Source organism: Bradyrhizobium sp. (genome assembly GCF_049512235.1).
GTDB lineage: Bacteria > Pseudomonadota > Alphaproteobacteria > Rhizobiales > Xanthobacteraceae > Bradyrhizobium.
Map to the genome: position 1 here is coordinate 1 of NZ_JBEKXH010000166.1, position 12,731 is coordinate 12,731.

Annotated in this window: 11 protein-coding genes; 2 read left to right on the forward strand and 9 right to left on the reverse strand. The window is 62.8% G+C overall.

All coding sequences use genetic code 11. The features are described from left to right. The 6 genes from pstS to ABSG20_RS16830 form a co-directional block, all read right to left on the reverse strand. A partial coding sequence (gene pstS / locus ABSG20_RS16805) for a phosphate ABC transporter substrate-binding protein PstS (protein ID WP_423865637.1) occupies positions 1-979 on the reverse strand: 979 nt, incomplete at its 3' end. Between the two features lie 142 nt (positions 980-1,121). Then, on the reverse strand, positions 1,122-2,417 hold the full coding sequence (locus ABSG20_RS16810) for an ATP-binding protein (RefSeq protein WP_423865638.1): 1,296 nt from the start codon (positions 2,415-2,417) through the stop codon (positions 1,122-1,124). A 48-nt stretch (positions 2,418-2,465) separates the two neighbouring features. Further along, the gene (locus tag ABSG20_RS16815) at positions 2,466-3,521 is read right to left on the reverse strand and encodes a lysylphosphatidylglycerol synthase domain-containing protein (RefSeq protein WP_423865639.1); all 1,056 of its coding nucleotides are present in this window, start codon (positions 3,519-3,521) and stop codon (positions 2,466-2,468) included. Positions 3,522-3,691: 170 nt separating this feature from the next. Beyond that, positions 3,692-3,991: a DinB family protein gene (locus tag ABSG20_RS16820; protein WP_423865640.1), complete on the reverse strand. Its 300-nt coding sequence runs from the start codon at positions 3,989-3,991 to the stop codon at positions 3,692-3,694. Between the two features lie 55 nt (positions 3,992-4,046). Continuing rightward, positions 4,047-4,343, reverse strand: coding sequence for a hypothetical protein (locus ABSG20_RS16825; RefSeq protein ID WP_423865641.1), 297 nt, complete (start codon positions 4,341-4,343; stop codon positions 4,047-4,049). Between the two features lie 7 nt (positions 4,344-4,350). Further along, positions 4,351-5,745, reverse strand: coding sequence for an OmpA family protein (locus ABSG20_RS16830; protein ID WP_423865642.1), 1,395 nt, complete (start codon positions 5,743-5,745; stop codon positions 4,351-4,353). A 167-nt stretch (positions 5,746-5,912) separates the two neighbouring features. On the opposite strand from ABSG20_RS16830, the gene ABSG20_RS16835 reads away from it, so the two are divergent. After that, complete coding sequence (locus ABSG20_RS16835; RefSeq protein WP_423865643.1) at positions 5,913-6,971, forward strand: polysaccharide deacetylase family protein; 1,059 nt, start codon at positions 5,913-5,915, stop codon at positions 6,969-6,971. 36 nt (positions 6,972-7,007) lie between these two features. Next, positions 7,008-7,814, forward strand: coding sequence for an SDR family oxidoreductase (locus ABSG20_RS16840; RefSeq protein ID WP_423865644.1), 807 nt, complete (start codon positions 7,008-7,010; stop codon positions 7,812-7,814). A 2-nt stretch (positions 7,815-7,816) separates the two neighbouring features. Here ABSG20_RS16840 and boxB read toward each other — a convergent pair whose 3' ends face one another. The 3 genes from boxB to ABSG20_RS16855 form a co-directional block, all read right to left on the reverse strand. Beyond that, on the reverse strand, positions 7,817-9,268 hold the full coding sequence (gene boxB / locus ABSG20_RS16845) for a benzoyl-CoA 2,3-epoxidase subunit BoxB (protein WP_423865645.1): 1,452 nt from the start codon (positions 9,266-9,268) through the stop codon (positions 7,817-7,819). A 299-nt stretch (positions 9,269-9,567) separates the two neighbouring features. Then, positions 9,568-11,256, reverse strand: coding sequence for a 2,3-epoxybenzoyl-CoA dihydrolase (gene boxC, locus ABSG20_RS16850; RefSeq protein WP_423865646.1), 1,689 nt, complete (start codon positions 11,254-11,256; stop codon positions 9,568-9,570). Between the two features lie 176 nt (positions 11,257-11,432). After that, positions 11,433-12,251 carry an alpha/beta fold hydrolase gene (locus ABSG20_RS16855; RefSeq protein ID WP_423865647.1) on the reverse strand — a complete coding sequence of 273 codons (819 nt, stop codon included), beginning with the start codon at positions 12,249-12,251 and terminating at the stop codon, positions 11,433-11,435. Positions 12,252-12,731: the final 480 nt, after the last annotated feature.

The window sequence follows — 12,731 nt, forward strand, 5'->3', positions numbered from 1 at the left end:
CGATCAGCTTGACCACGTTGTCCGGCATAGGAATGTAGTCGAGCTCCTCGGCCATCTTGCTGCCGTTGGCAAAAGCCCATTTGAAGAACTTGAGGGCTTCGCCGGACGCCGCCTTGTCCGCCGGCTCCTTGTGCATCAGGATGAAGGTTGATGCCGTGATCGGCCACGACTTCTCGCCCGGCTGGTCGGTGAGGATCAGGTAGAAACCGGGAGCGTGGGTCCAGTCGGCATTGGAAGCGGCCGCCTGGAACGTCTCCGCGGTCGGCTGCACGGCCTTGCCGGCCCTGTTCGTCATGGCCACATAGGTCAGCTTGTTCTGCTTGGCGTAGGCATATTCGACATAGCCGATCGAGTCCTTGGTCTGGCCGATGTTGCCGGAGACGCCTTCGTTACCCTTGGCGCCGACGCCGACCGGCCATTCGACCGTGGTGCCCTCGCCAATCGTGGATTTCCAATCGGCGCTGACCTTCGCAAGATAGTCGGTGAAGTTGAAAGTCGTGCCCGAACCGTCCGCACGGTGAACGACGGCAATTGCAGCCGACGGCAGCTTCACGTTCGGATTGAGCTTCTTGATGGCCGGATCGTCCCACTTGCTGATCTTGCCGAGATAAATGTTGGCCAGAGTTTCACCGTCGAACACCATTTCGCCCGGCTTGACGCCCTCAAGATTGACCACCGCCACAATCGCGCCCATCACCATCGGCCACTGCACCAGGCCTTCCTTCTCGAGCTGATCGGCTTTCAGGGGCATATCGCTTGCGCCGAACGTCACCGTCTTGGCCTGGATCTGCTTGATACCTGCGCCGGATCCGATCGACTGGTAGTTCAGGCCGTTGCCAGTCTCTTTCTTGTAGGCATCAGCCCATTTTGAATAGATGGGATAAGGAAATGTCGCGCCCGCGCCGGTAATATCGGCGGCGAATGCCGACGTCGACGCGGCGACCACGCCGGCAGCGACGATTGTTTTCATGAAACTCATTGCTGGTCTCCATCACCGTGAGCGAAGCGCCAGACGCGCCCGATCGCGCTCACGCCACCGGTGTTAGGGGCGGTCAATGCCGCTTTTACGAAGGTTTAGTGACACCTGGATGACGGTCACAAGCGATTGAAATCGCTTGCTTTCAGGATGATCCCGGGGTCCTCGCCTGGGGAAAACAGGCCGTGAAGGTGGCGCCATTTTTTGGCAAGCTTTCGATCAAGAGCCGGCCGCGATGACGGTTGACGATATGTTTGACCAGCGACAAACCGAGCCCGGTGCCGCCCTGGGCGCGGCTGTCGCCGACGTCCACCCGATAAAACCGCTCGGTCAGCCGCGGCAGATGTTCCGGGGCGATGCCGGGGCCGAAATCGCGCACCTTGACGCGAACCTCGGGGGCGCCCTCGCCCGACACCGCCCGAGCCAGCGAGACCATCACCTTGCCGCCGGAGGCGCCGTATTTCAGCGCGTTCTCGATCAGGTTCTCGAACACCCGCAGCAACTCCTCGCGGTCGCCGGCGATCATGACCGGCCTCTCGGGCAGCTCGATATCGATGGCGACCTGGCGTTCCCGGGCCAACGGCTCCAGCCCATCGACGACCTGCTGGATGATCGGGACGATATCCACCTGCGTGTCCGGCCGCACATGGGCGGAGAGTTCGACCCGCGACAGCGACAACAGGTCGTCGATCAGCCGCGCCATCCGGGTCGCCTGGGTGTGCATGATGCCGAGAAAGCGCTCGCGCGCCTTGGCATCGTCCTTGGCCGGCCCCTGCAGGGTATCGATGAAGCCGGACAGCGCCGCCAGCGGCGTGCGCAGTTCATGACTGGCATTGGCGACGAAGTCGGCGCGCATTTCCTCGACCCGGCGCAGTGGGGTCTGATCGTGGAACGTCATCAGCATGCACTTCTCGGTGCCGCCGAACGGGGTCGGCACCGGCACCGGCGTGATGATCAATTCCATCCAGCGATCGACCGGCACATGATCGAGATAGGTCGCGCGCCGGGCCTCGGTGGTCGCGATGGCTTCGCGGAGCGCGGCGATGATTTCGGGCGAGCGCAACGCGAACTGGGCGAGTTCGTTCTTGCGCAGCGCCGGCGCGAGTTGCGCTGCGGCAGCATTGAGGTGAACGACACGGCCGGCGCGGTCGAGCAGCACCGCGGGATCCGGCATCCCGGCGACGATGGCGCTGACGGCGGCAGTTTCGACCGGGCTGACCCCGCGGACGTCTTCACGCGACGCGGCGACGCTGTGCAGTCGCCATGGCACCAGCGCGGCCGCGGCGATGCATATAAACACCGCGGCGGCACCGACCGGCATCAATGCGCCGAACGCAACCAGGATGGCCAGCGCCAAGCCGGCGGCCAAGAGGATAATGGCCGAATGCCGCAACCGGTCCGGCCACGGCGAAAAGAAAGAAGGAGGAGCATCTATCGCCATCGGGCCGGCTCTTTCCCAAATTGTTCCGCGTCGTGGGCGTCCGCCCGGTCAGGCGCCGGTGTCCCTTCGCTCTCTTACATAGGCCGCTCCGCGCGTCGGCTCGGCGTGGAGCCCCGGGGTCGCCTGACGCAGGCGCTTGGTTCGCGCCCCCATTATAAACTCCCGAAACGTCAACAAGATTACAGATATGATAAAGGGAATAATATAGTAGAGCAGGCGAAACAGCAGCATTCCCGCCAGCAGGTCCTCCCGGTCCATCTGCCACAGGCCGACCAGCATGGCGGCGTCGAACACGCCGAGGCCGCCGGGGGAATGGCTGGCAAATCCCAAAAGCGTCGCGGCGACAAAGATGACCGCGACGACGACGAAGCCGAGGTTGGGTTCGTCCGGCACCAGCACGTACATCGCCAGCGCGCAAAACCCGAGATCGACGATTCCAATCGCGATCTGCAGCAGCGTCAGGGGACCGCCCGGCAATGTCACGGTCCAGGGGCCGCGACCGACCCCTCTCGGCCGTGTCCAGACCCAGACCACATAGGCCAACAGCCCGAGCATGATCGCGACCGCGGCGAGGCGGTTGAGCCAGGGTGGCAGCTGATCGATCGTCGTTGCCGCTTCGGGATGATAGGCGATCCCCAGCCCCAGCACCGCGGCATTGCCGAGCCAGAAGGTGAGGCCGGCCAGGAAGCAGATCTTGGCGACGTCGATCGCGTTCAGCCCCCAGGCGGAATAAATACGGTAGCGCACCGCGCCGCCGGTGAAGACGCTGGCGCCGACATTATGTCCGATCGAATAGCTGGTGAAAGCTGCCAGCGCGTTGACACGGTAGGGGACATCGGGCCGGCCAATCGCGCGAACCGCGAACAGGTCATAGAAGGTCAGCGTGAAATAGCCCGCGGCCACAAACAATGCGGCCAGCGCGATCGAGCGGGGCTCGGTCTGTTTGATGGCCTCGACGACTTCCTCGACATCGATGCCCCGAAGCATATGGACAAGCACAAAGCACGCGATCCCGATGACCGTGACGCTGACCGCAACACCCAGCTTGTGCAGGATCTGCTTGTGGCGCAGAAACGATATCGCCCTGCGTATTGCTTCCAGCATCTAGACCTCAACTACAACAAAAAACCCACGGCATCCGGGCGAGCTTTGCCCCTGCCAGCTCCGCACATTCTCCCTGGCGCAATGTGGTAGCGTGTTTTGCCCTGGAGTGGAATTCGCTTGATTGAAGAAAACACGTTCCTTCAATGTATTAGGGATAATTCATGACGCCGTCAGGCTCGGTTGTTGCGGCCCGCCCCGGCGGAGCAAAGCACCCCCTGGTCACAAGGTTGCGCACCCGGCAGTGAAGTTTTCGTGACTTCAGGCCGATCCGGCCGACAGGATCGCATCCAGCCGGTCGCGTCGCCGGTAAAGCGCTGCATCCAGATCCGGTCGGTCACCACCAGATCGTTAAGCCTAACATGGACGGATCTGAGGAAGGCGCCCCGATCGGTGCGATATTGGTCGGTCGGGAGCTGCGCGGTCGCCGCGAACCGCCGGTTGTTGGCCCAGGCATTGTAATGGCCGAACATCCGGCAGGCCGCCGCAAGTCATGTGTATCACGTCCTTATTGCAGCCTTGAACCTCTCAACCTGCGGGCGCATTGCGTGCAAGCACCCGGTCGCGCAACCACGATCCCACCGCGCAACCGGCGAGATACAACGCCAACATGACAAGGCCAAGGTCGAGCCAGTAGCCGGGACGGCCGGGGATCACGCGCGCCAGCGCCGCCGCCACCCATGCAGCCACCAGTGCGGCAAGCCACCGCGCCGTCACCTTCGATACGCCCTGACCGCGATGAACCACCGCGATCCAGCCCATGGCCAGACCCAACAGCAGCGACGCCAGCAGCCAGCCCCAATAGAATGTCGCCAGATATGCCATCGGCACCTCATCTCACCAGGAAATCGATGCGGCGGTTCTGTGCCTTGCCTTCGTCGGTCTCATTTGACGCGACCGGCTGGGCACTGCCGTAGCCTATTGCCGTGAACCTGTCGGCCGGCAGGCCTGCCTTGACCAGGTGATCCAGCACGGCCTGCGCGCGCTTTTCGGACAGCACCTGGTTGACGGCATCCTCGCCAACAGCGTCGGTATGTCCCGCAATCTCGATATTGGCGGTCGGACAGCGTAGCGCGGTCTCGATCAGACGGTCGAGCAACCCCGCGGAATCCGGATCGATGGCGGCGCGGTTGGATTCGAACCGGATTTTTCCCTTGGCCAGCAAATCTGAAAACAGCTGTTGACACACGGTGGGGTCGACGGGCGCGGCCGCGGGCTTGAGGGAAATGTCAGCCTTGACCTGAAAACCCCCGGGAAAATCCTTGGCCATATCGGCGCGGATCTGTGCCGCCGCCGCGTCATAAAAAGCATCGCCCGAGAGCTTTACCTCGCGATCGGACACCACCAGCGTGCCCGTCGACAGTCGCGACAGCACCCCCAGCGCCGGCACGACGGCATTGGCGAAGCCTGCGGGAGCGCCGACGCTGGTCTTGAGATTGTCGACCACCTTTTCGCTGAAGAACTTGCGCGCCGCCGCCGCCGCGATCGCCGCATGGACGTTGTTGTCAGGCACATAGCCGGTCAGCGTCAGCGTGACCGCGACCGGATCCTTGTAGGCCTGAAAGACATAAGGTGGCGCTGCGACCGCATTCGCGGCGACCGAAAAACCCTCTGGAAGATTTTTCAGCGCGGCCGCGATCGCTTCGCGGCCACCGATGTCGCGCGCCATGCCGGCAAGGCTGACCGTGGTACCGCTGATCGTGATCTTGCCGTCCTTCAACCGGCCGATCTGATCGATCAGCAGCAACGCCGCATCGTCGAAACGCGGCGGCGCGCCGCGCGACAAATTCATCCGATCCACGACTTCAACGCCGTCGAGATCGGCGCGGGCCACATCGAGCAACCTGCTTTTGGTCGACGGCAAAGGCGCACTGCCGCCCAAGGTAACCCTGACAACGTCCCGCTCCGCCGACCAGACGAAGGGGCTCGCTTCCGGAACAAGCTGGGTTTCGTCATTGACCAGCCGCACGCCAGGCACGGCTGCCACGGAGGCCACCGCGCTGCGGCGGCCGTCTTCCGAGAATGCATCCGCGGCCAGGGTCAGATCGCGGCCAAAGACCTCGATCCGTCTCTTGTCGAGCACGGTGTCCTTCAGCGCGGCGGCGGAGCGGGCCGCAAGGTCGGTTTCCAGGGGTGAAGTGCTGGTCCAGGCCGCGATGGCCCAAAAGACGACCAGTGGAACCAGGCCCGGCCACCATTTGCTGCTCCACCTGAAAAGTCCGTGCATTCGATGTCCCGCGGGTCTGGGAACAGAGAGAAAACAAACCCTTGCGAGGCTGTCAAACCCGAAATACGGGATAGTGCGGGAGCCTTCAGTCGCACCGGCTTAATGTTTGTTCAGCGGTTTTCCGCTAATTTGCGCTTTTGTACCCCAACCGGCCAGCCAGCCCGCCAATGAAGAAGTTCCGCAACAACGTCATCCGCGCCGGACTGGGAGCGTTCTACTTCACCGGCGCGCATCATTTGCTGCGGCCGATCTTCTCAGGCGTCGGCGCCATTTTCATGCTGCACCGCGTCCGGCCGTGCCGTGAGGCGGCGTTCCGGCCCAATCATCATCTCGAGGTCACACCCGAGTTTCTGCGCGCGATGCTCAAGCACCTGCGCTCGCAGCATATCGACATCATCACCATGGACGAGATGCATCAGCGGCTGATCGAGCGCAACTTTTCGCAGCGCTTTGCCAGCTTTACCCTCGACGACGGCTATCGCGACAATCGCGATTTTGCGCTGCCGGTGATGCGGGAATTCGACGCACCTTTTACGGTCTACGCCGCCAGCGATTTTGCCGAGGGAATCGGCCGGCTGTGGTGGATCGCGCTGGAGCAGGTGGTCGCCAGGGCCTCTTCCATCGAAGCTCGGATCGGCGACGTTGCGAAGCGCTTCGAAACCGGCACGACGGCCGCCAAGGAGGTTGCGTTCGCCCGTCTCCACGACCGGCTGCGCGGATTGCCGGCCGAGCATGACTTGCGGCACGAAATCGCTGCACTGTGCGCACGACACGGCGTCGACGAAATCGCGATCTGCCGCGAACTCTGCATGACCTGGGACGAGTTGAGGGCGTTCGCCGGTGATCCCCTGGTCAGCATCGGCGCCCATACCATCACGCATTGCAACCTCGCCAGGCAGCCCGAGCAGGTCGCCAGCCAGGAGATGTCGATCTGCCGCGCGCGGATTGAAAGCGTATTGCAGCGTCCGGTCCTCCATCTTGCCTATCCCTATGGTGACAGGATCGCGGCCGGCGCCAGGGAATTCGCGCTGGCGCGGGCAGCCGGTTTCAGGACCGCGGTAACGACAAGGCCGGGCATGATCTTCCCCGAAAGCGCTGAACACCTGATGGCGCTGCCGCGGGTCTCGCTCAATGGCAATCATCAGGACACCCGAATCCTGCCGGTCTTGACCTCCGGCGCCGCCACCGCAATGTGGAACGGTTTTCGCCGCATCGGCGCGGCGTAACGCCCAGAACCATTCGCAAAACCATCGGAGAAACGCATGTTCAAGGATCTGTTTTCGCTGCAGGGCCGCGTCGCGCTGGTGACCGGGGGATCGCGCGGCATCGGCAGGATGATCGCGGCTGGATTCCTCAACCAGGGCGCGGCCAGGGTCTATATCACGGCGCGCAAGGCCGGCCCCTGCGAGGCGACCGCCAAAGAGCTCACGGCCGAATATGGTGGGGAATGCATCGCGCTGCCGATCGATATTTCCAGCCTTGCCGGCATCGAGATGCTGGCGGCCGAAATCAGGAAGCGGGAGCCGAAGCTCGATATCCTGGTCAACAACGCCGGGGCGGCCTGGGGCGCCGATTTCGATGAGTTTCCGGAAAGCGGCTGGGACAAGGTGGTGAACCTCAATCTCAAGACGCCGTTCTTTCTGACCAAGGCGCTGGCCGCAGCCTTGCGCGCCGCCGCCACTGCGGAAAGGCCCGCCAAAGTCATCAACATCGCTTCCATCGACGGCATTTTCGTCAACCCGATGGAGACCTATTCCTATGCCGCCAGCAAATCCGGCCTGATCCATCTGACCCGCCGGATGGCGGCGAGGCTGATTTCAGACCACGTCGTGGTGTCGGCGATCGCGCCCGGGCCCTTCAAGTCCGACATGAACAAGGCGGCGCGCGATAACGCCGACGAAGTCGCAACACGGGTGCCCGCGGGGCGCATCGGCACCGATGAAGACATGGCGGGAGCGGCGATCTATCTCGCCTCGCGCGCCGGCGACTACGTCGTCGGCGCCACCATCGCCGTCGATGGCGGCATCGTCTACGCCAATCCCGGCATCAAGGGCGACGGCTGGGATTGAGCTCACGTCTCGATCTTCACATATTCGAAATCGCCGGGCTTGTTGTCGATGCCGACCTTGGGCGGCGAGATCCAGTTGGCAAAACCGCCGGTCTCGGTCACCGGCGTCATCAGCGAACCAATGAAATCGCCATCTTCCGTGGAAGGAAGCCATTCGCTCCTGCGCCTGTTCCAGGTCGCATCATCGATCAGCACGCCGTCCGGCGTGGCGTGGACATCCTTGAACTCGCCGATCTGGCGATGGAACGCGACGTTGGGCAGCGCCAGCTTGAAGTCGTAGCCGGCCGTGGCGATGATCTTGTTCCAGCGCAACAGGCCCTTGACGCAGTCCTGGGTGTAGTCGTCGCGCAGCCGCATGTTGAGCGCGGTCAGCGCCGGCTCGTCGACGCGCTTGATCTCTCCGTTCACCAGCTTGAGCACGGGATAGGTGTCGTTCTGCAGGCGGTGATCGTCCTGGATCTGGGTCTCGCGGAAGCGGCCCTTGATGCCGGCGTTGTAGGCATTCGCCCCGTTGGTCGAAACCTCGGAACCGAAAAGGTCGAGCGAGAGCGAATAATGCAGATGGAGCTTCTTCTGGATGGTCGGGAGATCGATCACCCCGAGCGCGCGCACCCCGGCCACATCGGCGGGATCGCCGATGCCGGCGGCCTTCATCGCCTCGACGGTGCGCTGCACGACGCGGCTGATGCCGGTCTCGCCGACGAACATGTGATGGGCTTCCTCGGTCAGCATGAAGCGGCAGGTGCGCGACAGCGGATCGAAGCCGGATTGCGCCAGCGAGTGCAACTGCATCTTGCCGTCGCGGTCGGTAAAATAGGTGAACATGAAAAACGACAGCCAGTCCGGCGTCGCTTCGTTGAAGGCCCCGAGCATGCGAGGTGAGTCGGCATCGCCGGAGCGGCGGCGCAGCAATTCGTCGGCCTCCTCGCGGCCGTCGCGGCCGAAATATTTCTGCAAGAGGTAGACCATCGCCCAGAGATGGCGGCCCTCCTCGACATTGACCTGGAACAGGTTGCGCAAATCGTAGAGCGAGGGCGCGGTCTTGCCGAGATGACGCTGCTGCTCGACGGAAGCAGGTTCGGTGTCGCCCTGGATCACGATCAGGCGGCGCAACATGGCGCGGTACTCGCCCGGCACTTCCTGCCAGGCCGGCTGGCCGTAATGTTCGCCGAACGGGATGACGCGGTTTTCTTCCCTTGGCGCCAGCAGGATGCCCCAGCGATAATCCGGCATCCTGACATAGTCGAACTTGGCCCAGCCGCGCGGATCGACCGAATAGGCGGTGCGCAGATAGACCAGCGATTGCTGGAAGCCATCCGGCCCCATGTCGTTCCACCAATTCATGTAACCGGGATGCCAGCCCTCCAGGGCCTTCAGCACCTGGCGGTCTTCCGCGAGGTTCACATTGTTGGGAATCTTGGTCGAGTAATCGACGTTCATGGTATTGACGTTCATGGTGTGCTCCCGTGTTGGGCGGATCAAAGCTTGCGATGCTGCGCTCCCTCTCCCGCTCTTGCGGGGGAGGGTTGGGGTGGGGGTGCTTCAACGGGCGAAAATCCATTGATCGGTATCGTTACCACGGGCGTCATCAACACCGCCGCTGCCGCGCCACCCCCACCCCACCCTCCCCCGCAAGCGGGAGAGGGAGTGAGAGGCCAACGCTCGTGGCTCTGAAATGATAAGGTTCCATAGAATTGCTCGACTATTCGCTATTCGCTATTCGCTACTCGCCCTATACATTTCGCTACTCGCTCCTAAACCCGTGTCATATCGAACTGCGCCTTCTGGCCACTTCCGTAGCGCCGCAGCGCGCCGTTCTCGCCGACCGCGTTGGGACGCTGGAAGATCCAGTTCTGCCACGCCGTCAGGCGCGCGAAGATCTTCGATTCCATGGTTTCGGGCCCGACGAAGCGCAGGTTCGCCTCCATGCCGGTGAGACTGTCGGGCGAGAAGCTGCAACGCTCCTCGAAGAACACCCTGATCTCATCATCCCAGTCGATATCGTCGAGCGCGAAGGTGACGAGGCCGAGTTGTTCAGCCTCGCCGGCGTCGAGCGCCTCGCCGATTTTGCCTCGCGCGCGCTCCAGATCGGAAGCGTCGGCCTGAAAGCGCGACTGCAGCCGGGTCAGGCCATGGCTCATCGGGTAGGGTCCGAAATTCATCGCCGAGAGTTCGATGGTCGGTGGCGCGCGGTTATCGCCCTGCCTCGATCCGATCAGCATGTAGGAGCGGTCGGCCGCGAATACGAGTTCGGCCAGCGTGCCGACGAAGCAGGAGCCGGGCTCGACCAGCGTCACCAGCGTGCGCGAGGTAACGTCGATGCGCTTGAGCACCCGCTTCCAGTACTGCCTGATTTCGTTGACCAGCCAGTGCGCCTTGTGGGCCTCCAGAAAGGCATCGCAGGCAAGAACATTGGCAGCCTCGCCGTGCGACTTGAACACCAGCATCGCGGTCTGAAGCTCGTTGATGCGCAAATGCAGGATGGCGTCGTCGAGTTCGCGCGCCACCTGCAGCGGCCAGAATGAAACGCCCAGCGCGATCATGCCGTCGATGTCGGCGGGCGGGGGTGCGTCCGGCGCCGGAATTGAAATGGTGGCGATGCGCTGCAAACGGTCGATGTCGACGCTGACCAGGCCATAGCGGATGCCGTTGTCGTCGAAGCTGCGCGTCAGGGGGGTAAGCGAAATGCCGTTGCCGTCACCATTGCGCTTGGAGGCGGCGGCGAATTCCTTGGCGCGCTCGGCGACCCGGGCCTCGAGCTTGCTGTTGGGCACGATCTCGTCGACCAGCCGCCATGCCACAGCCCGCTTGCCCTTGATGCCTTCCTCGATGGTGCAGAAATAATCGGCATGATCGCGGCGCACCTTGCGCTTGTCGACCACGCGCGTCAGCCCGCCGGTGCCCGGCAGCACCGCCAAGAGCGGCACCTCCGGCAGCGCCACCGCCGCCGCGCCGTCGTCGGCGAGAATGATGTGATCGGTCGCCAGCGCCAGTTCGTATCCGCCGCCGGCCGCGGTGCCATTGATGACCGTGACAAAACGCTGACCGGAATTCTCGCTGGAATCCTCCAGGCCGTTGCGGGTCTCATTGGTGAATTTGCAGAAATTGACCTTGTGGGCGTGGGTCGCGCCGGCCAGCATGCGGATGTTGGCGCCGGCGCAAAAAACCCGGTTCTTGCCCGACCGCAGCACCACGACTTTGACGCCGGGATACTCAAAGCGCAGCCGCTGCACCGCGTCGGCGAGCTCGATATCGACGCCGAGATCGTAGGAATTGAGCTTGAGCTGATAGCCCTCGAACAGCCCGCCGTTCTCGTCGACATCCATGGTCAGCGTTGCGATCTCGCCGTCGACTTCCAGCTTCCAATGCCGGTAGCGCGACGGATCGGTCTGGAAATCGATATGCTTGCCGCCGCCAGCGAGGACGCGATCTTCACCGGCCATCAGACCACCTTTATTCTTGGATCATCGATCTTTATATGCATCATAGTGCATGTTTTGGCGAAGTCCAGTGTCCTTGTCATAACGAAATCGGCATTTTGTTTCATGTTCGGTACCCCAGTGCGGAGATTAGCGGCTATCGCGGCGGCGGACTGACCGGGCATTGCCAAACCGGCACATCATACTGCTTGCCCCCGCGAGCCTTGATCCGAGAACAGAATTCGCCCGGCGAATTCGGAGATGGTATCGAGCACAGCATCCGGCGCTTCGCGATGTGGCGAATGTCCGGTGCCGGGCAGGATCGTCACCTCGACCGGACAATAGCATTCTTCGCTGGCGATCTCGATCTGGCGGAGAGTGCCATACTGATCAGCGGCGCCCTGCACGATCGCGACGGGAACGCGGATATAGGCCAGATAATCCGAAATATCCCAATTGCGAAATTTCGGGTCGAGCCAGGCGCTGTTCCAGCCGTAGAAGGCGTTATCGACGTCGCGGTGCCAGCGCTGAAGCTTCGCGCGCAGACCTGAGGTCTCGTAATCTTTCCTGATCTGGGCGATCGAGGCCACCGAAATATCCTCGACGACAAAATGCGGCGCGATCATCGCGACCCCGCGCAGGCGATGGTCCTGAACGCCGCCGGCGTAGATCGCCGCGATGGAGGCACCGTCGGAATGCCCGAGCAGGAGGCCGCGGCGAAAGCCGGCTCTGTCGAGCAGCTCAGGCAATATTTCGAGGGCCTCGACCTGCATATAGTCGAGCGGGCGCGGCAGCTTGACCGGCGTTGAGGCGCCATAGCCGGCGCGCGAATAGACCAGCACGCCGGCCCCGGTCGCGGCCTGAAGCCGGTCGGGAAACTCTCCCCACAGCGCGGCACAGCCGAGGCCTTCATGCAGCATGACGATGGTCGGCGCGTCCGCGGGCGGGGGGCCAATCATGCGATATTCGAGATCGTAGGCGCCGACGCGGAGGAATCCTTCAGGATTCAGGGATGGCATGCTTTTGTTTTCTCCATGATTGGAACTCACCTCGTCATGGCCGGGCTAAAGCGCCAACGGGTCCGCGCGAAGCGCGGCCCGATGACAGGCTCCGCGCGTCTTCGCGCAGATGTCCCGGCCATCCCCTCTTTCTCTGCCGCAGCCGTAGGGTGGACAAAGCCAACGGATCGCGCGAACGCGCGAGCCGATGGCGTGCCCACCATCTTTCCGACTCTAAAATGGTGGGCACGGCGCAAGGGCGCCTTTGCGCGAACCTACGCGCCGTATGAATTTCCGATTCACTTTTCAAACAGCCACGAAAGAATAGTCTGAGATCGTCATTGCGAGCGTTAGCGAAGCAATCCAGCTTTGCCGCCGCGGAGAGAAAGCTGGTAGAGTAGGAGTGTGGCGCAGTGAACTTTAGGCCCAGCATATCTGTTACCGCCCCTTTCGTTTGGCGGTGCCTTAGCGGCTGGACCGTGGTTCTTGTTTCCACACCCC

Coding starts and splice junctions, on each gene's coding strand:
- ABSG20_RS16810 (WP_423865638.1), bottom strand. CDS start 2,417: ATGGCGATAGATGCTCCTCCTTCTTTCTTTTCGCCGTGGCCGGACCGG.
- ABSG20_RS16815 (WP_423865639.1), bottom strand. CDS start 3,521: ATGCTGGAAGCAATACGCAGGGCGATATCGTTTCTGCGCCACAAGCAG.
- ABSG20_RS16820 (WP_423865640.1), bottom strand. CDS start 3,991: ATGTTCGGCCATTACAATGCCTGGGCCAACAACCGGCGGTTCGCGGCG.
- ABSG20_RS16825 (WP_423865641.1), bottom strand. CDS start 4,343: ATGGCATATCTGGCGACATTCTATTGGGGCTGGCTGCTGGCGTCGCTG.
- ABSG20_RS16830 (WP_423865642.1), bottom strand. CDS start 5,745: ATGCACGGACTTTTCAGGTGGAGCAGCAAATGGTGGCCGGGCCTGGTT.
- ABSG20_RS16835 (WP_423865643.1), top strand. CDS start 5,913: ATGAAGAAGTTCCGCAACAACGTCATCCGCGCCGGACTGGGAGCGTTC.
- ABSG20_RS16840 (WP_423865644.1), top strand. CDS start 7,008: ATGTTCAAGGATCTGTTTTCGCTGCAGGGCCGCGTCGCGCTGGTGACC.
- boxB (WP_423865645.1), bottom strand. CDS start 9,268: ATGAACGTCAATACCATGAACGTCGATTACTCGACCAAGATTCCCAAC.
- boxC (WP_423865646.1), bottom strand. CDS start 11,256: ATGGCCGGTGAAGATCGCGTCCTCGCTGGCGGCGGCAAGCATATCGAT.
- ABSG20_RS16855 (WP_423865647.1), bottom strand. CDS start 12,251: ATGCCATCCCTGAATCCTGAAGGATTCCTCCGCGTCGGCGCCTACGAT.